This window comes from Nonomuraea aurantiaca, assembly GCF_020215705.1.
GTDB classification, from domain to species: domain Bacteria; phylum Actinomycetota; class Actinomycetes; order Streptosporangiales; family Streptosporangiaceae; genus Nonomuraea; species Nonomuraea aurantiaca.
Genome location: NZ_JAIWNB010000023.1, coordinates 109,467 through 128,919 on the forward strand (window position 1 = coordinate 109,467; position 19,453 = coordinate 128,919).

Consider the following 19,453-nt stretch of genomic DNA (forward strand, 5'->3'; position numbering starts at 1 on the left):
CGGCAGTGTCAGCTCATCCTGGGTGTGCCACCACCAGGCTTTCCACCTTCTCCTTGGTGTCGGTGTCGGGATGCGGCGTGTGCAGCACCACGTTCAGGTCCGTACGGTCCGGCAGCCGGAACAGCGAGTACTCGAAGGTGAGGTTCCCGGCTTCGGGGTGGGTGATCGCCTTGATCCCCTGGGAGCGGGAGCGTACATCCGGCCGGGCCCACAGCTCGGCGAACTCCGCACTGGCGTCGCACAGCTCGTCGGCGATCTGCCCGAAGACCGGATCGTCGTGATAGCGGGCCGCACTGGCACGGAAGTCGGCCACCATGTCCGGGGCGAACTCGTGCCACTCGGTGAACCTGCCGCGGTAGATCGGGTGGGTGAAGAACGCCACCATGCAGTTCCGGACATCGTCGTCGAAGCCGAACACCCAGCTGGCCGCGTCGTTCATCGCGACCAGGTTGTAGTGCCGATCCAGTACGTGCGCCGGATTGGGCATCCATGCGTCCAGCACCGCGCGCAACTGCTCGCTCACCGGTGCGCCAGGTCGACCTGCGGGGTCCGGGGGATTCAGCCCGGCGAGTACGTACAGGTGCGCCCGCTCCGCCTCGTCGAGCTTCAGCACGCGGGCGACCGCGTCCAGCACGGCATCGGAGACCTTGATGTCGCGTCCCTGCTCCAACCAGGTGTACCAGGACACCCCCACCCCGGCGAGCACCGCCACCTCTTCCCGGCGCAGTCCTGGAGTACGGCGGCGCCCTCCGGCGGGCATGCCGGCGTCGGCGGGGGAGAGGGCTTCCCGCTTGGCACGCAGGAATTCTTTGAGCTGGTCACGGCGGCTTGGACTGGCAGTCACAAAAACACCATAGGCGACAGCGGAATCGGCCTCCGACTTGCGATCGTCCGAGCAAGGCGAGACCTCGCGGCGAGACCCTCGTCTACCGCAAGGTGATCGTGCCCATGCTCCTCAGGATGGGCCGCCCGCTGCACGAGGACGACGCGCTCATCCGCGAGGCCGTCATGGCGGCCCGGCCGGCGGCCGGCTAGGGATCCACCGTCTCCTCGGACGTGCGGTGGTCGATCCGCAGATCGGGTGTTGGTTCCGCGTACTCCTCGCGGGCGTCGGAGTCGGCGAGGATGCTTGCCGCCTGCTTCTCGTTGTCGTCGCTCCCTGCTGCCTGCTCCTCGGGCAGCAGGTGCTCGGCGCGTCGTCGGATCCGCTCTGCCTTGGGCTCGTGCATCACCCCGGCGTACCCGTCGGGGTGTCAGGAAAACAGGTGTCAGCGAAGCAAGGAGTCTTGGATCACTTGGTCGCCGCCACCCAGTCGGCCACGGTGGTGACGTCCGCCTGGCCGGGGAACACCTTCTCCACGAGCACCCGGTGCACCTCGGGGTCGGAGTCGAGGCAGGCGTCGGACAGTACGGTGAGTTGGAAGTCCAGGTCGGCCGCCTGACGCAGGGTGGACAGCACGACGCCGCTCGTGGCGATGCCGGTGAGGACCAGGTGATCGATGTCGCCCGCCCGCAGGACCATGTCGAGGTCGCTGCCGGCGAAGGCGCTGACCCGCTTCTTCGTGACGACGACGTCGCCAGGTTCCGGTGCCACGTCCGGATGGATCTCCATGGCCTGCTCGTTTCCGGCGACTCCCCCCATACGGGCGATCGCGCCGAACATCTTGTTGCGGGGGCTGATCTCCGGAGATCCGGCGCGGAACCCGACGGCCGCGTAGATCACCGGAAGGCCGGCGGCCCGGGCGGCGGCGATCGCCTCGCGCAGGCGCGGCAGGTAGGCGGGGTCCGGGTAGCGGTCCACGATGACCCGTTGGACATCCATCACCAGGAGAGCGGTCTTGGCCACTGTCGTCCTTTCGTGAGTCGCGGCGAGTCGCCGGACTTGTCGACCATGAGTCTAGGGATCGTTATTCAGTTGTCGGCTGCCAGGCGCGTCGCCGAAGATGGCGGCCATGGCAACGACACGACGAGCCGACATGTTCACCGCGGACGGCAGGCCATCCGACGACGACCCGCGTGAGCACGGGCCGACGTTGGGCGACGAGCGCACCACGCTGATCGAGAACCTGCGCTGCGCACGCCTCACCTTGGAGATGAAATGCGCGGATCTTGACGCGGAGGCCATGGCGCGGCGTTCCGTCGAGCCGTCGACGATGTCGCTCCTGGGCCTGGTGCGACACCTGGCCGAGGTGGAGCGTGGGACGTTCCGGGTGCTGATGGCCGGACAGGACGTCCCCAAGCTGTTCACTTCCGAGACCGACCGGGACGGTGATTTCGACGGCGCCGTCGCCGACCCTCAGGTGGTGGCGGAGGCGTGGGAGGCATGGCGCGCGGAGGTGGACTTCGCCGAGCGGTTCGTGGCCGAGGCGCCCAGCCTCGACATCACCGCCGACGATGCCGAGAATCTGCATGGCAGCGGTGGCGGGTTGATGTCGCTGCGCGAGGCGATGATGGGAATGATCTGGGAGTACGCCCGCCACATGGGTCACGCCGACCTGCTGCGCGAGCGGATCGACGGACGCATAGGTCAGTGATCGCCGCGCGGGCGGCGACGACGTGACCAGGGTCATGCTCGGGTCAGTACGTCTTCCAACGGCGTCCATTCGAACCCGTGGGCCTCTGCCACCGGCCGGCTGGTCAGGCGGCCCTCGTGCGTGCTCAGCCCCAGCGCGAGCGCCCGGTCCTGGCGCATGGCCGGTGCCCAGCCCCGGTCGGCGATGGCCAGGGCGTACGGGAGCGTGACGTTCGTCAGGGCGAACGTCGAGGTGTACGGGACCGCGCCCGGCATGTTGGCCACGCAGTAGAAGATCGAGTCGTGCACCTGGTACGTCGGCTCCGCGTGCGTGGTGGGGCGGGAGTCCTCGAAGCAGCCGCCCTGGTCGATCGAGATGTCGACCAGCACGGAGCCGGGCTTCATGCGGCTGACGAGCTCGTTGGTCACCAGCTTGGGCGCCTTCGCGCCGGGCACCAGGACCGCGCCGATGACCAGGTCGGCCTCGCGTACGGCGCTCTCGATCTCCAGGGTGTTGGAGGCGACCGTCTGGCAGTGGCCCTGGTAGATCATGTCGGCCTGGCGCAGTTTGTCGATGTTCTTGTCGAGGAGGAGCACCTCGGCCTGCATGCCGAGCGCGATGGCGGCGGCGTTCATGCCCGACACGCCCGCGCCGATCACCACGACGTGGGCCGCGCGCACGCCTGACACGCCGCCCATCAGCACGCCCCTGCCGCCCTGCGAGCGCATCAGGTGGTACGCGCCGACCTGCGGGGCCAGCCGTCCCGCGACCTCCGACATGGGGGCGAGCAGCGGGAGGGCGCCGTTCGGCGTCTGTACGGTCTCGTAGGCGATCCCGGTGACACCCGAGTCGAGCATCGCCTTGGTGCAGGCCCGGGAGGCGGCCAGGTGGAGGTAGGTGAACAGGATCTGGCCCTTGCGCATCCGGTGGTATTCCTCGGCGACCGGCTCCTTCACCTTCAGCACCAGGTTGCTCTCGGCCCAGACGTCGTCGACCTGGTCGAGTATGAGGGCACCGGCCGCCGCGAAGTCGGCGTCGGGGATCGACGAGCCGAGGCCCGCGTCGTGCTCGACGTGGACCTGGTGGCCGTGCCGTACCAGCTCGTGGACGCCCGCGGGGGTGAGCGCGACGCGGTGTTCGTTGTCCTTGACCTCGCGGGGAACGCCGACCTTCATCGAGACTCCTTGAGCGTGGAGAGTCACGGCTGCATCTTCTTCTCGACTGCCTGGTGGATCCGTCGACAATCTGCAGCTCTTTCTCCCATCTTCCCCACTTCTTGCTGGACGATGAGGATTAGTCAGCTGATTACCCCGCTACAGCCGGTCCTCGATAGGCTCACCCGCAGCCCGAACGTCAGGATGGGGTCGCCAACGATGGAGAAGCCGGAAGAGCCGCCGCCCGCGGAGCCCGGAGAGCCCAAGGCCAGCAGATTCACCACCATCGTGTTGATCGTCTCGCTGGTGGTCGTCGTGCTCATCTCCGGCGTCCTGGGCACGGTCGCCGTCCTGATGACCAGAAGCCCCGACGCGCCGATCCTGGGGGGCGTCCCGCCGCAGCGGCTGGCGACCCCGATCCACTTCGCGCCGGTCAGGGAGACCAAGCCGGCGCCGTGCCCGGGTGTCACGGCCGTGCTGGACAAGGAGCAGACGACCTGTTACCTGCTGGAGGACGGGGTCACGGTCAACGCCGTGCAGCGGATCGAGGCGGTACGCGAGAAGGACGGCACCTATTCGGTGCGCATCGCGATCGCGCCCGCGTTCAAGCAGAAGGTGTCGGACCTCATCGACGAGCTGGTGACCAACCAGCGGCAGGTGGCGGTCGTCCTGGTGCCCAAGACCGTCCTGGCGGCACCGATCGTCACGCAGCCCATGGACGGCGACAGCCTGAGCATCGTCGGCTTCGACCAGGCCCAGGCAGAGGCCCTGGCCGCGAGCCTGCTCGGCTCCTCACCGAGCCCCGGAGCACCGACCAGCGGAGCACCGACCAGCGGAGCACCGACCGGTGGAGCGCCGACCGATGCCGCCCCGACCGCGGGGGCGCCTACGGGTGGGGCGCCGACAGGCGGAGCACCCACCGGCGGAGCGCCGACCACGGACCAAGCCCCCACCGGCACTACCGGCACGACGGGCGTGCCCAACGCGGGAGCGCCGACCTCGGCCGCCACCGACCCGGTCGGCCGTTCCACCCCTTCCACCGGGGTCAACCAGAGACGCCTCGACCCTCACTACGCGGGCTGCAAGGAGGCCGTCGCCGCCGGCGACGGCCCGTACACCAAGGGCGTCCACCCTGAATACGCCTGGTACCCCGACCTCGACAAGAACAACGTGGCCTGCAACACCGCAGACATCCGCTGACAGCCGACCAACAAGCCGCCCCAAAAGCCCCGAACGGCGAGCGGCTACCCGAACAGCTCCTCCAGCGCGGTGATCCCGAAGTAGGCCAGGAAGATCGCCGAGACCACCCACAGCAGCCACGGAATCTCGGCGAACTTCCCCCGGGCCGCCTTGATCAACGTGTACGAGATCACCCCGGCCCCCACCCCGTTCGTGATCGAGTACGTGAACGGCATCAGCGCGATCGTCAGGAACGCGGGCACGGCCAGCTCCAGGTCCTCCCAGGGCACGTTCCTGCTCTGCGTCATCATCAGCGCCCCGACCAGCACCAGCGCGGGCGCCGCCGCGGCCGCGGGCACCATCCCGGCCAGCGGCGTGAACAGCAGGGCCAGGCCCAGCAGCGCCCCGGTCACCACGCTGGCCAGCCCGGTCCTGGCCCCCTCGCCCACGCCGGCGGCCGACTCGACGAAGACGGTGTTGGCCGACGAGCTGGTCGCCCCGCCGATCATGCCTGCGACGCCGTCCACGGTCAGGATCGCGCCCAGCCGCGGCACCCGCCCCCGCTCGTCCACCAGCCCGGCCTCGTCGCTGACGCCGATGATCGTGCCCATCGCGTCGAAGAACCCGGACAGCACCAGCGTGAACAGCACCACGGCCGCCGTCAGTGCCCCCGCGCTCACGAACCCGCCGAACAGGTCGAAACGTCCCACCAGCCCGAAGTCGGGCGCCGCCACCAGCGACTTCGGCACCCGGGGGGTCACCACGCCCCAGGTCCTGGGGTCGATGGTGGCCAGTGAGTTCACCACCACGGCCAGGACGGTAGTGACCGCGATGCTGATGAGGATGGCCGCCGGGGTCCTGCGTACGTACAGGACGATCATCAGGAGCAGCCCGATACAGAACACCGTGACCGGCCAGCCCGCCAGGTGCCCGGTCGCGCCGAGTTGCACGGGCGTGCCGGAGCCCGCCGCCACGAAGCCCGCGTCGACCAGGCCGATCAGCGCGATGAACAGCCCGATCCCCACGCTGATCGCGTGCTTGAGCGCCAGCGGGATCGCGTTCATGATCAGGGTACGCAGGCCCGTCACGGCCAGGATGACGATCGCGAGCCCTTCGAGGACGACCAGGCCCATCGCCTGGGCCCACGTCATGTGGGGCGCGGCCTGGTAGGCCACCACCGCGTTCAGGCCGAGCCCGGCCGCCAGCCCGAACGGCGCGTTGCCGATGAACGCCATGAGCAGCGTCGAGACGGCCGCCGCCAAGGCGGTCGAGGTGGTGAGCTGGACGATCGAGAGCCTGGCGCCGGTGATGTCACGGGCGCCGGCCAGGATGATCGGGTTGAGCAGGATGATGTAGGCCATCGCCATGAACGTGGTGATCCCGCCGCGCACCTCGCGCCCGGCCGTCGTCGACCGGCCGGAGAGCTCGAAGAACCTGTCGAGCACGGCCATCCCCCCTCGCGATCAAGGGGGAGTGCCGGGTGCCCTACCCGGCCGGGTGCGTGATCATCCCTCCAGCCGGCCCCGCAAGGCGCCGATCACGCCTCGTGCTTGCCGCCGCCCACCAGGCCGACGAACTCCTCCAGGCCGATCCGGCCGTCGCCGTCCTTGTCGATGGCGTCGATGAACGCGCTGATCTCCGCGTCGGTGACGCCGTGGCCGCCGAGGGCCGCGTTGACCTGCCTGATCTCGCTGATCGACAGCAGGCCGTCACCGTCGGTGTCGAACCGCTCGAACTCCGCCTTGGCCGCGTCACGTGCGCTGGTCATCCGATGCCTCCCCGTCGTGGTCAATCCCCCTATTAAACAAGGCGATATCTTCCGGTCTGATGGGAACGCGCGTCAACCGCCGTCCGGTCGCCGCCCGCACCGCCGCCGCGATGGCCGGCGTGGACGAGAGCGTGGGCGGCTCGCCCGCGCCACGCAGGCCGTACGGGGCGGCGGGGTCGGGATTTTCAAGGATCTTCAGCGCCATCGGCGGCATGTCGAGAATGGTGGGAATCAGGTAGTCGGTGAACGACGGGTTCAGCAGCCGCCCGTCACGCATCTGGATCTCCTCCATCAGCGCCAGCCCGAGCCCCTGCGCCGAGCCGCCGTGGATCTGGCCCTCCAGCGCCTGCGGGTTCATGATCCGCCCCACATCCTGTACGGCCGCCAGCTCGACCACCTTGACCAGGCCCAGCTCGACGTCCACGTCCACCACGGCCCGGTGCACGCACAGGGCGAGTTGGGTGTGCGAGTCACCCTGCCCGGTCTCGGGGTTCAGCGGGAACGTGGGCCGGTGCCGATACTCCCGCGTCTCCTCGATCGCCCCGTACTTCTCCAGCGCCTCCCTGGCCGGCAGCCCCTCGAAGCGCGCCCGTACGGCCTCGCAGGCCGCCTTCACCGCCCCGCCGGTGACGTACGACTGCCGCGAGGCCGACGACGAGCCCGCCGAGCCCACCGTGGTGTCGGCCGTCGCCACGGTCACGTTCTCGACGCCCAGCTCGGTCCTGGCGATCTGGGACTGGATCGTGACCAGGCCCTGGCCGACCTCGGCCGCCGCGGTGTGCACGGTGACGTGCGGCTCGCCGCCGATCAGCTCGGCCCGGACCCGGGCCGTCGAGTAGTCGTCGAAGCCTTCGGAGAAGCAGATGTTCTTGATGCCCACGCCGTACCCGACGCCGCGCCGTACGGACTCGCCGTGGGTGGTCTGCGAGACGCCGCCCGGCAGCGCGCGCAGATCGGGCTCCCGGGAGGGCGGGAGGGGCATCGCGGCGAGCTCGCGGAGCATGCCGGCCAGCGGCGCGGGCGAGTCGATGATCTGGCCTGTGACCAGGGACGAACCCTGCGACACCGCGTTGCGCACCCGGATCTCGACCGGCGACAGGCCGCACGCCTCGGCCAGGAGGTCCATCTGCGACTCGTACGCGTAGCACGCCTGCACCGCGCCGAACCCGCGCATCGCCCCGCACGGCGGGTTGTTGGTGTAGACGCCGGTGGCGTCGATCCGGACGTTCGGCACCTCGTACGGGCCGGCGCCGAGCGAAGCGGCGTTGCCGACGACGGCGGGGGAGGAGGAGCAGTACGCGCCGCCGTCGAGCAGGATGTCGGCCTTGACGTAGACGAGCCGGCCGTCACGGGTGGCGCCGTGCTCGTAGCGCATCCACGCGGGGTGGCGGTGTACGTGGCCGTAGAACGACTCCTCGCGGTTGTAGACGATCTTTACGGGACGGTTCAGCCGGAGCGCCAGCATGCAGGCGTGCGCCTGCATCGACAGGTCCTCGCGGGCGCCGAAAGCGCCGCCGACGCCCGACAGCGTCAGCCGTACCTTCTCCGGCGGCAGCCCGAGGCAGGGGGCGAGCTGGTCGCGGTCCACGTGCAGCCACTGGGTGGCGATGTACAGGTCCACGCCGCCGTCCTCGGCGGGGACGGCCAGGCCGGACTCGGGGCCGAGGAAGGCCTGGTCCTGCATGCCGACCTCGTACTCGGCCGACACGACGACGTCCGCTTCGAAGGTGTCGCCCACCCGCACCGGCTGATGTCGTACGAAATTTCGCGATTCGCGGGGGTCTGTCACGGCGGGACGGGGCTCGTAGTCCACCACGATCGCCGCCGCGGCCCTGCGCGCGGTCTCCGGATGGTCGGCGGCCACCAGCGCGACCGGCTCGCCCTGGTAGCGGACCTGGTCGATGGCCAGCACCGGCTGGTCCTTCAGCTCCAGGCCGTAGAACTTCTCGCCGGGCACGTCCTCGTGCGTCAGCACCGTGAACACCCCCGGCATCGCCAGCGCGGGCCCCACGTCGATCGAGCGGATCCACGCCGAGACGTGCGGGCTGCGCAGCGTCACGCCCCACGCCATGCCGTCGAGCCACAGGTCGGAGGCGTAGGCGAACTCACCCGTCACCTTCAGCGTGGCGTCCGGCCGCCGCGCGCTCTCGCCCACGCCCATGGACTCGAGGCGCCGCGTCTCGCTCGACGTTTCGGTCATTCTCCGAGTAGAGCACCAGCGTGGCGGCGGTCCTATGCGTGTGACGTTAAATCCCGGTCAGAGCTTGACGAGCCGACTTGTATATTCCTCCAAGTGCGCATCAGTGATCTGCTGGCCATCGGCGAGCTGCGCCTCAGGCTCCTGACCGGCGACCCGGCCAGGGAGTTCACCGGCGTGCACATCACCGACCTGCCCGACCCGGGGCGCTACCTGTCGGGCGGCGAGCTGGTGCTCACGGGGATGATGTGGCGCACCGCGCCGGGCGACGCGGCCCGTTTCGTCGCCGCGCTGACCGAGGCCGGGGTGGCCGCGCTCGGCGCGGGCCAGGCGTGGCTCGGCCACGTTCCCGAGGACCTCGTGGAGGCGTGCGCGGCGGCCGGGCTGACGCTCGTCGAGGTGCCCACCGAGGTCTCCTTCCGTACCCTCGCGGAGCTCGTCGTGCCCCGCCTGTCCGGTGACGCGCGCGACGCGCTCGGCCGCCACCGCAGGCTGCTCACCGCCGTGTCCGAGGGCGCCGCGCTGCCCGAGCTGTTCGCGCTGACGGCGGCGGAGCTGGGCGTCACGGGCGCCGTCGTCTCCGCCTCCGGCCGGGTGATCGTGGGCTCCGCCGAGGATCCGGTACGGCTGGCCCGCGCGTACCTGACGGCGGCCCGGCTGCCCTGCCGCGTCGGCGAGCACACGATCTTCGGCGTCGGGCGCGGCCACCGGGCCGCGGGCTGGGCGCTGGCCTGCGACGGCGACCTGCTGGACCGGCCCGACCTCGGCTACGAGCTGGCGGCCTGCGTCGCGGTCGAGCACAGCCGGATGGAGGAGGGGCGGCGGGTCGAACGGCGGCTGGCCGAGCAGCTCGTCACGGCCGCGCTGGCCGAGGCCGGCCCGGCCGAGCTGGACGCCAGGCTCCGCACCTGCGGGCTCGACGCCGCCGAGCCGTACGCGATCGTGAACGCCACCGTTCTCACGGCGGACGGGCCGGGTGCTCCGGACGCGGCGACGTTGGGCGGGCAGGTCGTGGAGGAGCTGCTGGACCGCGAGATCATCGCCGCGGGACGGGTGGACGGTGCGGTGGGATTGGTGCCGCTGCGGGGCACGACGACGGTGAGCGAGGTGGCCGAGCGGCTGAGCGCCGGGGCGGAGGTGCTGTCCGCGCTGCCCGGCACCCGGATCTGCGTCGGCCTGAGCGGTGCGCTCACCGGCGCGGCGGCCGTGAAGGGCGGGGTCGAGGAGGCCGGGCACGCCCGGCGGCTGGCGGAGGCGCGCGGCGGCGGGGTGGTGACCAGCGATGAGATCTACACGCACGCCCTGTTGCTGGCCACCGCCCCCGGCGATGTGCGTCGCTCCTTCGCCGATCGGCTGCTGACGCCGCTACTCGACTATGACGGGCGGCACCAGTCAGAGCTGGTGCGAACACTTGGCACGTTCCTCGACTGCGCCGGCTCGTGGAACGCGTGCGCGGAGCGTCTGCACGTGCACGTCAACACGGTTCGTTACCGGATCAGGAGGGTGGAGGAGCTGACCGGCCGCGACCTGTCGACGATGACGGATCGGGTCGATTTCTTTCTGGCACTCCGGGCGCGCTGAGCGAGCTGGAGGGCGGTTCAGGCGGCGTAACTACAAGGAACTAGCAGCACGCAATGACATCAAACGCGATGCTGGGCGACGCATCGGCCTCCGCGGTCGTAACATTGGTGGCTGCGACCAAAACAGTCGCAATCAGTGCTGACAGGATAAGACGCATGCGCATCTAGGGCTCCCTCGCCTGTATGGGTTGTGCGTTTGTCATCATCTCAAGGAGCGGCGACTGTGACCACATCTGACCTGGTCGGACTCCGTATTAAGACCGTTCGGCGACAGCGTGGCCTGTCTCAGGCCCAACTCGCGCATCCCGAACTCTCGGACAGCTACGTCTCCTTGATCGAGAGTGGCAAGCGTACCCCGACTCCTGCCGTCCTGGAACTGCTGGCCCAGAAGCTGGACTGCTCGTTGTCCTACTTGGTCAACGGCGTGACCGCAGAGCAGATGGAGGACATCGAGCTCGCACTCGGCTACGCGCGGCTGGCCCTGGAGAACGGTGAGGTCACCGAGGCCCGCACCCGCTTCGCCGAGCTGATGGCGAACAATAACCTGACAGGTCTGACGTCTCTCCGTCAAGACACCGAATTCGGGCTCGCCCTGGCCACCGAGGCCTGCGGCGACCACAGCGGCGCCATCGCCCTCCTCGACCGGTTGAGCGAGGAGGACATCTCACCCGACCGCCGCATCGAGGTCTCCATCGCGCTGTGCCGCCTCTATATGAGGAGCGACAGGCTCACCGAGGCCGTCGGCATCGGCGAGAGGGTCCTGGGCGGGGCGAGCCGGCCGGCGTGGTCCGACCTGATCATCGAGCTCGGCGCGACCCTGCTGAACGTCTACTTGAAGCGCGGCGACCTCCTGCGCGCCCGCCAGTTCGCCGCCGAACTGCTGAACGCCGCCGACCTGCTCGGCACGCCGCGTTCCATGGTCGCCGCCTGCTGGAACGCCGCCATCGTGGCCGAGAGCACCGGGCACGGTGAGGAGGCCCTCGGCTTCGCCGAGCGCGCCCTCGCCGTCCAGTCCGAGACCGGCCAGCCGCGCAACCTCGCCAGGATGCGCCAGGCGTACGCGGCGCTGATGCTCAGAGCCAGGCCGACGGCGGCCAAGGAGGCCCGCCAGCTGCTCATCAAGGCCGACCACGAGCTGGCCCAGTCCTCCGCCAGTGCCGCCGACCGGGCGAGCTGCCTGGTGGAGCTGGCCCGCGCCGAGATCCTGGACGGCAACTACGAGCAGGCCATCAGATACGCGCGATCCGGCACGGAGCTGCTGCCCGAGGCCGCCAGGACGCTCGACGCCGAGCTGCGCCTCGTGCTCAGCCGCACCTACGGCGGCCTGGGCAGGTTCGGCGAGGCCACCAACGAGCTCGACGCCGTGCGCCAGTGGATCGACCCGCTGCCGGACTCCCGCAGCGTCGCCGCCACCTGGTACGCCGCCGCCGAGACCATGGAGCAGCTGGGCGACGCCGACAGCGCCGTGAAGGCATACCAGCGCGCGCTGGCCTGCGCGGGCCTGTAGCGAAGTCAGGACCGGGCGGCGACGTCGGTAGCCTTGGGGATGACATGAAGAGATCCCCGTTCGCGGCTCTCACCGCGTTCCTCGCCGCCCTGGTCCTGCTGGGCACCGCCGGACCGGCCCTGGCCCACGACGCTCTCAAGAGCAGCGACCCGGCCAAGGGCGCCACCGTCGAGTCCGTCGACGAAGTCAAGCTCGAATTCACCTCCGGCGTGCGCATCCCGGTCGTGGTCGTCCGCGGCGCCGGCGGCACCGCCCACCAGAGCGGCGATCCCCGCGCCGACGGCAAGGTGGTGACGCAGGAGCTCAAGGGCGCGCTGCCCGACGGGAAATACACGATCGCCTACCGCGTCGTGTCCTCCGACGGTCACCCGATCGAGGGCGAGATCCCGTTCACGGTCAAGGGAGCGCCCTCGCCGTCGCCCTCCGCGAGCGCCCCGTCGCCAAGCTCGCAGGCACCGGTCACGGAGGCTCCGGCAGCCCAGGCCCAGGCCCAGACTCCGGCTTCGTCCGCGCCGGCCGAGCAGGCGGGGGCCGCCTCGACGTCGTTCCCCGTGTGGTTGATCGTCGTGGTCGGCGGCCTCGTCGGTGTCGGCATCGGCTTCCTGCTCAGCGCGCGGAAGAAGCAGCCGACCGGCCCGCGTACAGAGTCGCGTACAGACGAGAAGAAGCCATGACCAGGGCCGCGCGTCTCGCGCTCGCGGCGGTCGGGGCGGCGCTCGTCGCCCTGGTGATCGCCATGGTCGCCGGCGGCGCGGCGTTCCCCCGGATCATCGCCGGCCTGCCCGACGCCGGGCCGATCACCCGATGGGGCCTGCCGGTCTCCAAGCTGTGGATGGACGCGGCGGGCGTGGTCACCATCGGCCTCCTGCTGGCCGCCGCCCTCCTGCTGCCCAACGACAAGGGCCTGCTGGGCAAGACCGCGCTCGGCTACGTCAAGGCCGCCTCCTGGAGCGCGCTGTCCTGGGCCGCCGCCGCGTTCGCCGCGATCATGTTCGGGGCGGCCGACTTCTTCGCCCGCCCGGTCACCGAGATCTTCGAGTCCAACTACCTGACCGGCTTCGCCACCCAGTTCGGCCAGGGCATCGCGCTCACGCTCGTGGTGCTGTTCGGGGTGGCCATCGCGCTGTTCTCGCGGGGTGCCATCACCGCCGGGGCCGCGGCCGGCCTGCTGGTGCTCGCGCTGGCCACGCTGCTGCCGCCCGCGCTCACCGGTCACTCCTCCTCCTCGCCCAACCACGACCTGGCCACCTCGGGGCTGGCGCTGCACCTGCTCACGCTGTCGCTGTGGGTGGGCGGCCTCGCCGTGGTGGCCCTGCACGCCGTACGGAAGCTGCCGCAGCTGGAGATCGCCGCGGCCAGGTTCTCCAGGCTCGCCCTGTGGTGCTACATCGGGGTCGGCGCGTCCGGGGTGTTCAGCGTGCTCGCCCGGCTGACCTCGGTCTCCGACCTCTGGACGTCGGCGTACGGCGTGCTGATCGTGGCGAAGATCATCGCGTTCGTCCTGCTCGGCTACGTGGGCTGGTGGCACCGGCAGCGCACCCTGGCCGGGATCGGCGCGGGCCGCCACGGCGCGTTCACCCGGCTGGCCTGCGGTGAGCTGCTGCTCATGGCCGCCACCATGGGCCTGGCCGTCGTGCTCTCGCGCACCGCGCCGCCGCCGGTCAGCGTGCCCGCCGACCGGGCGTTCGACCTGCTCGGGTTCCCGATGCCGCCGCCGATCACGATCGGCAACCTGGCCTCGCTGTGGTGGCTCGACCTGTTCTTCGCGGTGGTCGCCGCCGTCCTGGGCGGCCTCTACGCCGCCGGGGTCATCAGGCTGATGCGGCGCGGTGACAGCTGGTCGTGGGGCCGCACCGCCGCCTGGTTCGGCGGGGTGGCGCTGCTGGTCGTGGCCACCCAGAGCGGTGTGGCCCGCTACGCCAAGGTCATGTTCGACGTGCACATGGTCGAGCACATGACGCTCTCCATGGTCGTGCCCATCCTCCTGGTCCTCGGCGGTCCCGTCACGCTGGCGTTGCGCGCGCTCAAGCCGGCCGCCAAGCGCGGCGACCGGGGGCCGCGCGAGTGGCTGACGACGATCCTGCACAGCGGTTTCGTCAAGGTCGTCGGCCATCCGGCCATCGCGACGGCCATCTTCATCGCCTCGACGTACGCGCTGTACTTCACGCCGCTGTTCGAGTCGGCGATGGAGGAGCATCTCGGGCACATCTTCATGACCCTGCACTTCCTGCTCAGCGGCTCGCTGTTCTTCTGGACGATCATCGGGGTCGACCCGGCTCCGCACCGCCTGCCGTACGTGGGCAAGCTGCTGGTCCTCTTCGTCACGATGCCCTTCCACGCGTTCTTCGGCGTCGCGCTGATGATGACCGGCACCGTGCTGGCCTCCGGCTGGTACGACCAGCTCGGCCGTACGTGGGGCGGCCCACTGCTGGAGGAGCAGCAGAACGGCGGCGCGATCGCGTGGGGGTTCGGCGAGATCCCGACCCTGATGGTGCTGCTGGCGATCGCCATGCAGTGGTACCAGGACGACGAGCGGCAGGCGCGGCGGGCGGACCGCAAGGCCGATCGCGCCGGCGCGGGCGACCCCGAACTCGCCTCCTACAACGCCTACCTCGCCAAGCTCAACAGAAGTGACAGGGCCGAGTAGCCGTCCGGCCACGGCCTTCTATCCTCATCTGCGCGTAACCGAACCGCCGGGTAGCCTTGCTCGCAGGGGAGACGGGCATAACCTCATGAGCTGTGTGCGTAAAGCCCGAGGGGGGAATTGCGCGCACGCGCATGGGGACATCGGTATGGGGGCCGGTGCGTGCCCCATGTGCTCAGAGAGGCGATCAGAGTTGTCGAAAGAGACGCGCATGCGCGGGGGGCAAAGCCTGGCGGAGGCGCTGGAGACCTACTTGGCGGAGTGGTCGGAGCGCACAGGCATCGCCGTCGAGACGTGGGCGCTGCCCTCGACCGACGTGCCGTCGCGCATAGCGGCGGGCGTGCTGGCCGCCATGCGCGAGGCTCTCGGCAATGTCGAGGCGCACAGCGGCGCGAGCCTGGTCTCCGTCGCGGTGACCTCGGGCCGGGACGGTCTGCGGATGACGATCCGCGACCACGGCCAGGGCTTCGCCGTCCTCAGAGCGGGCCGTGGCATCGCGCGGATGCGGGCCACGTTCACCGAACTAGGCGGGAGCCTGTCGGTCACCGGCACGCAGGGCGAGGGCACCACGGTCAGCGGCGTGGTGCCTAGGCGAGGGTGAGGATCTCGCTGCCCGTGTCGGTCACCACGATCGTGTGCTCGAACTGAGCCGTGCGCTTGCGGTCCTTGGTCACGGCGGTCCACTTGTCGGGCCAGATGTCGTAGTCGATCGTGCCCAGCGTCAGCATCGGCTCGATCGTGAACGTCATCCCCGGCACCAGCTCGACCCGCAGCGACGGGTCCTCGTAGTGCGGCACCATCAGGCCCGAGTGGAAGGTGGTGCCGATGCCGTGCCCGGTGAAGTCGCGCACCACGCCATAGCCGAATCGCTTGGCGTACGCCTCGATGACCCGGCCAACCACGTTGAGCTGCCGTCCCGGCGCGACCGCCTTGATCGCTCGCATCATCGCCTCGCGGGTGCGCTCCACCAGCAGCCGTGACTCCTCGTCGACCTCGCCCACCAGGTAGGTCGCGTCGGTGTCGCCGTGGACGCCGCCGATGAACGCGGTGATGTCGACGTTGACGATGTCGCCGTCGCGCAGCACGGTGTCGTCGGGGATGCCGTGGCAGATCACCTCGTTGATCGACGTGCACAGCGACTTGGGGTAGCCCTTGTAGCCGAGCGTGCTCGGGTAGGCGCCGTGGTCGACAAGGAACTCGTGGCCGATCCGGTCCAGCTCGTCGGTCGTGACACCGGGCTGGATGTGCTTGGCGACCTCGGCCATCGCCTGCGCCGCGATCCGGCCGGCCACCCGCATCCGCTCGATCGTCTCCGGGGTCTTGACGTCGGATTCGCCGGTCTTGGGAAGCTTCTTGCCGACGTACTCCGGCCGCTGGATGTGCGCGGGGACCTTTCGAATGGGCGAAACTCGCCCTGGCTGGAGCAATGTCGTCATGAAAGGCAAGTCTACGGGGCAGGATTGATCCCGTGAGCGATGGCCAGTGGTGGTTCTGCCTCAAGCACATGCGCGTCGAGCCCGATCAGGGCTGTCCCAACAAGGACCGGATGGGCCCCTACGAGAGCGAGCAAGAGGCGGCCGGCGCGCTGCAGCGCGCCGCCGACCGCAACAAGGCGTGGGACGAGGCCGACCAGGACGACGACTAGGCCGCAGATCCAACGTTCGGGCTCGCGGATCTACAGCGACGCGAGCGCCTTCGCCACGCCCGGATCGCGGCCGGTGGCCAGGTCAAGGGCGGTCATCGGGGCGTAGTGGTCGACCGGTACACCGATCGTGTCGATGATCTCGCGGGCGGGCCCGAGGTGCCGGACCTTGGGCAGCAGCAGGAGGCTGCCGTCGTCGAGGAGGTAGCCTTCGGCGGGGCCGGAGATGGCTCCCGCGGTGCGGGTCCCGATGAGGGTGCCCAGTCCATTGTCCTTGACGGCCGCGCTGAAGTCCTCGCAGGCCGAGGCGCAGGCCCGGTCGGTGAGGACGACGAGGCGCAGGCCGAGCAGCGGGACGCTGTCGTCGGTCCGGTTGGGCACGCAGTCTCCCTGGAGCGGGCAGAAGTAGCTGGTGACCTTGCCGTGGGCGAACGCGCCGAGCAGCCGGGTCACCTCACGAGGCGACCCGCCGCCGTTGCCGCGCAGGTCGAGGACCACCGCCTTCTGTGCGCCCTGGAGCTTGGCGATGACCTGGTCAGCGGCCCCTTCGAAGAAACCGGGCAGCTGGACGTACGCGACGCCGCCGGGAAGCGTCTTCGATGTCACCGCCGGAGGCTGCCTCGTGATGGGGCCCTCCTTGAGGTCGACGGTGCGGATCCGTCCCGTCGTGGGGCGCTTGAGCGTGAGCTTCACCGGGCCGGAGGTGGTGAAGGCGTCGACGATGCTCTGGTTCACGGTGTTCCCGATGAACGCCGGCACGCCGTTGACCTTGACGATGATGTCGCCGGGTCTGATGTCGGCCTTGGCGGCGGGGCTGCCGGGCAGGACACGGGTGATGAACAACGGCGGCTTGGCCGCCGGGTCGAGTTCCGGGCCGTGCTCGGCCGACACGCCCACGATGCCCGTTCCGGTCGGCCCCCCTTCCGGCGGGGGAGTCGGCCTGACCGCGCGGGCGTGGTTGTCGTGCAGCCCGGCGACCATTCCGGTGATCGCGGCGCGCAGCGCGGACACGTCACCCGCGCCGAGGACCTGCGCGAAGGCGGCCCAGTCGGTGTCGCGGTTCCCGGTCAGCTCGGGCAACCGGAGGTCGGCCCGATCGGCGTCGCGCCGCATCAGGTCCTGGGTGTAGGCGGCGAAAGCGCTCTTCAGCAGGGCCCTCGGGTCCATGACCGGACCGCTGTAGTAGTTGTCCAGCACGCAGAAGTACGCCTGCCGGAGTGTGTTCACCGAGGTGGGCGGCGCCGATTGCGGCGGCGGCGCCGTGGCGGCGGTGCAGCGGTCGTCTGAGGCGGCGGCCGGCGAGGACGCGGGTGCGGACAGGGCGCAGGCCGCCGTCAGCAAGGCGGCGCAGAGGTTTTTGATCATGGCTGTCATGGTGGCCGGAAGCGGGTTGCACGGCCGTGAACGGATCCGTTAACGCCGCTGTTACCCCGATTCGGGTACGAACGTCAGCATGCGGGTCTTGGTGGCCGAAGACGAACGCGATCTGGCCGATCTCGTGGCGGTGGGGTTGCGCCGCCACGCCATGGCCGTCGACGTGGTCTACGACGGGGCCGCCGCGGCGGAGCGGCTGGCGGTGAGCGACTACGACGTCCTCGTACTGGACCGGGACCTGCCCGGGAAGCACGGCGACCTCGTGTGCCGTGATCTGGTGGCGCGCGGGAGCCGTACCCGGATCCTGATGATGACGGCCGCCGCTGCGGTGCCGGAGCGGGTGGCCGGCCTCGGGATGGGGGCCGACGACTACCTGCCCAAGCCGTTCGACTACGCCGAGCTGGTCGCCCGGGTCCAGGCGCTGGGGAGGCGCAGCCAGGCGCAGGTGCCGCCGGTGCTGACGCGGCACGGGATCGTGCTCGACGCCCACCGGCTGCAGGCCTCGCGGGACGGGCGGCATCTGCACCTGTCGCTCAAGGAGTTCGCCGTCCTTGAGGTGCTGATGAGAGCGGACGGCGCGGTCGTCAGCTCTGAACGGCTGCTCGAAGAGGCATGGGACGAGAACGTCGACCCGTTCACCACGGTGGTTCGGGTCGTGGTCAGCCGCTTACGCGCCAAGCTGGGCGACCCGGCCTGCATCCAGACGGTTCCTGGCGCGGGATACGTGTTGTGACGACGATCCGGGTACGGCTCACGCTGATCTACTCCGGATTGTTCCTGCTGACCTCGACCGTGCTGCTGATCACGGTCAACCTCCTACTGAGCCAGGCGCTGCACAGGGGGATCTCGCGGATCCAGGGGGTGCCGGTGGCGCCACTGGCACCGCTGCGGAAAGTGCCGGCCGATCTGCCGCCGGTGCTGCCCGATCTGGTGGACGACGTGATCCAGTACCAGTGGGGGGTGACCGAGCTGACGGTCGGGCTCCTGACGGTGGTGTCAGTGGTCGTCGGCTGGCTGGTCGCCGGGCGGATCCTGCGGCCCGTCCACCGGATCACCGCGACCGCGCAGCGGCTGTCCATGTCGACCCTGCACGAACGCATCGCGCTCGTCGGGCCGAAGGACGAGCTGAAGGAACTGGCCGACACCTTCGACGCGATGCTCGACCGCCTCGAGCACTCCGTCGAAGCGCAGCGGCGCTTCATCGCGAACGCCTCCCACGAGCTGCGGACCCCGCTGGCCGTCCAGCGAGCGGCGATCGAGATCGGCCTGCCCGAGGACGTCGGCGAGATCCGCGACAAGCTCCTGTTCCACAACCACCGCACCGAGAACCTCATCGACGCCCTCCTGGTCCTCGCCCAGGCGGAACACGGCCTCGAGAAGCGGATCCCGGTGGCACTGGACGAGGTGGTGAGAGTCGTCCTGGCCGAAGGAGACCCGGACGGCGTCGCCGTGACCACCCGGATCGAGCCGTTCACCGTCGATGGGGATCCGATCCTGTTGAACCGGCTCGTCACCAACCTCGTCGACAACGCGGTCCGCTACAACCATCCCGGCGGAAGCGTCGAGGTGACGCTCTCCCACGGAGCTCTGACCGTCCGGAACACCGGCCCGGAAGTGCCGAGTGAACGTATGGGCGATCTCTTCGAGCCCTTCCGGCGCCTCCACACGACCCGGGAGCAGGGTGCCGGACTCGGGTTGTCGATCGTCGCGTCGATCGCGAAGGCGCATGAGGCGGGCGTACGGGCACGCCCCAACCCAGGGGGCGGCCTGGAGGTCGTGGTCGTCTTCTGAGTCGCCCGCTGTCACGGGCAAGACCGATTCCCTGGGACTCCCATTTCGCTTCAGCGGACAAACGCCCCCAAAACAAATCCTCCCCTTAGCGGACAAGCGCTCTC

Annotated in this window: 19 protein-coding genes; 10 read left to right on the top strand and 9 right to left on the bottom strand. The window is 70.0% G+C overall.

Going from position 1 to position 19,453, the window contains the following annotated elements:
* Positions 1–13 precede the first annotated feature (13 nt).
* The 3 genes from LDL49_RS40415 to LDL49_RS40425 form a co-directional block, all read right to left on the bottom strand.
* Complete coding sequence (locus LDL49_RS40415) at positions 14–844, bottom strand: helix-turn-helix transcriptional regulator (RefSeq protein WP_225299707.1); 831 nt, start codon at positions 842–844, stop codon at positions 14–16.
* A 187-nt stretch (positions 845–1,031) separates the two neighbouring features.
* A complete protein-coding gene (locus tag LDL49_RS40420; RefSeq protein WP_225299709.1) occupies positions 1,032–1,229 on the bottom strand; it encodes a hypothetical protein in 198 nt (65 codons plus the stop codon).
* A gap of 62 nt (positions 1,230–1,291) precedes the next feature.
* Positions 1,292–1,846, bottom strand: a complete 555-nt coding sequence (locus LDL49_RS40425) for a cysteine hydrolase family protein (protein WP_225299711.1) — start codon at positions 1,844–1,846, stop codon at positions 1,292–1,294.
* Between the two features lie 106 nt (positions 1,847–1,952).
* Here LDL49_RS40425 and LDL49_RS40430 point away from each other — a divergent pair, with 106 nt between their 5' ends.
* Positions 1,953–2,534: a DinB family protein gene (locus LDL49_RS40430; RefSeq protein WP_225299713.1), complete on the top strand. Its 582-nt coding sequence runs from the start codon at positions 1,953–1,955 to the stop codon at positions 2,532–2,534.
* Between the two features lie 32 nt (positions 2,535–2,566).
* On the opposite strand, the gene ald is transcribed toward LDL49_RS40430, so the two are convergent.
* Entirely contained in the window at positions 2,567–3,688 is a 1,122-nt protein-coding gene (gene ald / locus LDL49_RS40435; RefSeq protein WP_225299715.1) for an alanine dehydrogenase, read from the bottom strand.
* Positions 3,689–3,886: 198 nt separating this feature from the next.
* Here ald and LDL49_RS40440 point away from each other — a divergent pair, with 198 nt between their 5' ends.
* Positions 3,887–4,867, top strand: a complete 981-nt coding sequence (locus tag LDL49_RS40440) for an excalibur calcium-binding domain-containing protein (protein ID WP_225299716.1) — start codon at positions 3,887–3,889, stop codon at positions 4,865–4,867.
* 44 nt (positions 4,868–4,911) lie between these two features.
* Here LDL49_RS40440 and LDL49_RS40445 read toward each other — a convergent pair whose 3' ends face one another.
* The 3 genes from LDL49_RS40445 to LDL49_RS40455 form a co-directional block, all read right to left on the bottom strand.
* Positions 4,912–6,297 carry an NCS2 family permease gene (locus tag LDL49_RS40445; RefSeq protein ID WP_225299717.1) on the bottom strand — a complete coding sequence of 462 codons (1,386 nt, stop codon included), beginning with the start codon at positions 6,295–6,297 and terminating at the stop codon, positions 4,912–4,914.
* A gap of 86 nt (positions 6,298–6,383) precedes the next feature.
* Positions 6,384–6,614, bottom strand: coding sequence for an EF-hand domain-containing protein (locus tag LDL49_RS40450; protein ID WP_225299719.1), 231 nt, complete (start codon positions 6,612–6,614; stop codon positions 6,384–6,386).
* On the bottom strand, positions 6,598–8,814 hold the full coding sequence (locus tag LDL49_RS40455; RefSeq protein ID WP_225299721.1) for a xanthine dehydrogenase family protein molybdopterin-binding subunit: 2,217 nt from the start codon (positions 8,812–8,814) through the stop codon (positions 6,598–6,600). The genes LDL49_RS40450 and LDL49_RS40455 overlap by 17 nt, the downstream gene beginning before the upstream one ends.
* A 93-nt stretch (positions 8,815–8,907) precedes the next feature.
* Here LDL49_RS40455 and LDL49_RS40460 point away from each other — a divergent pair, with 93 nt between their 5' ends.
* The 5 genes from LDL49_RS40460 (at position 8,908) to LDL49_RS40480 (ending at position 15,143) form a co-directional block, all read left to right on the top strand.
* A complete protein-coding gene (locus LDL49_RS40460; protein WP_225299722.1) occupies positions 8,908–10,392 on the top strand; it encodes a PucR family transcriptional regulator in 1,485 nt (494 codons plus the stop codon).
* Positions 10,393–10,614: 222 nt separating this feature from the next.
* Positions 10,615–11,898, top strand: a complete 1,284-nt coding sequence (locus LDL49_RS40465) for a helix-turn-helix domain-containing protein (RefSeq protein WP_225299724.1) — start codon at positions 10,615–10,617, stop codon at positions 11,896–11,898.
* A 44-nt stretch (positions 11,899–11,942) separates the two neighbouring features.
* The gene (locus LDL49_RS40470) at positions 11,943–12,572 is read left to right on the top strand and encodes a copper resistance CopC family protein (RefSeq protein WP_225299726.1); all 630 of its coding nucleotides are present in this window, start codon (positions 11,943–11,945) and stop codon (positions 12,570–12,572) included.
* The gene (locus LDL49_RS40475) at positions 12,569–14,545 is read left to right on the top strand and encodes a bifunctional copper resistance protein CopD/cytochrome c oxidase assembly protein (protein WP_225299728.1); all 1,977 of its coding nucleotides are present in this window, start codon (positions 12,569–12,571) and stop codon (positions 14,543–14,545) included. The genes LDL49_RS40470 and LDL49_RS40475 overlap by 4 nt, the downstream gene beginning before the upstream one ends.
* 208 nt (positions 14,546–14,753) lie before the next feature.
* Entirely contained in the window at positions 14,754–15,143 is a 390-nt protein-coding gene (locus LDL49_RS40480) for a sensor histidine kinase (protein WP_225299730.1), read from the top strand.
* Here LDL49_RS40480 and map read toward each other — a convergent pair.
* On the bottom strand, positions 15,130–15,978 hold the full coding sequence (gene map / locus LDL49_RS40485; RefSeq protein WP_225299733.1) for a type I methionyl aminopeptidase: 849 nt from the start codon (positions 15,976–15,978) through the stop codon (positions 15,130–15,132). The two genes, LDL49_RS40480 and map, sit on opposite strands and share 14 nt — an antisense overlap.
* Before the next feature lie 32 nt (positions 15,979–16,010).
* Here map and LDL49_RS40490 point away from each other — a divergent pair, with 32 nt between their 5' ends.
* Complete coding sequence (locus tag LDL49_RS40490; protein ID WP_225299736.1) at positions 16,011–16,187, top strand: hypothetical protein; 177 nt, start codon at positions 16,011–16,013, stop codon at positions 16,185–16,187.
* Between the two features lie 30 nt (positions 16,188–16,217).
* Here the strand turns inward: LDL49_RS40490 and LDL49_RS40495 are convergent, their stop codons facing one another.
* Complete coding sequence (locus LDL49_RS40495) at positions 16,218–17,549, bottom strand: S41 family peptidase (RefSeq protein WP_225299738.1); 1,332 nt, start codon at positions 17,547–17,549, stop codon at positions 16,218–16,220.
* An 88-nt stretch (positions 17,550–17,637) separates the two neighbouring features.
* Here LDL49_RS40495 and LDL49_RS40500 point away from each other — a divergent pair, with 88 nt between their 5' ends.
* Positions 17,638–18,291: a response regulator transcription factor gene (locus LDL49_RS40500; RefSeq protein ID WP_225299740.1), complete on the top strand. Its 654-nt coding sequence runs from the start codon at positions 17,638–17,640 to the stop codon at positions 18,289–18,291.
* Positions 18,288–19,349 carry a sensor histidine kinase gene (locus tag LDL49_RS40505; protein ID WP_225299742.1) on the top strand — a complete coding sequence of 354 codons (1,062 nt, stop codon included), beginning with the start codon at positions 18,288–18,290 and terminating at the stop codon, positions 19,347–19,349. Before LDL49_RS40500 ends, LDL49_RS40505 begins: the two co-directional genes overlap by 4 nt.
* Positions 19,350–19,453: the final 104 nt, after the last annotated feature.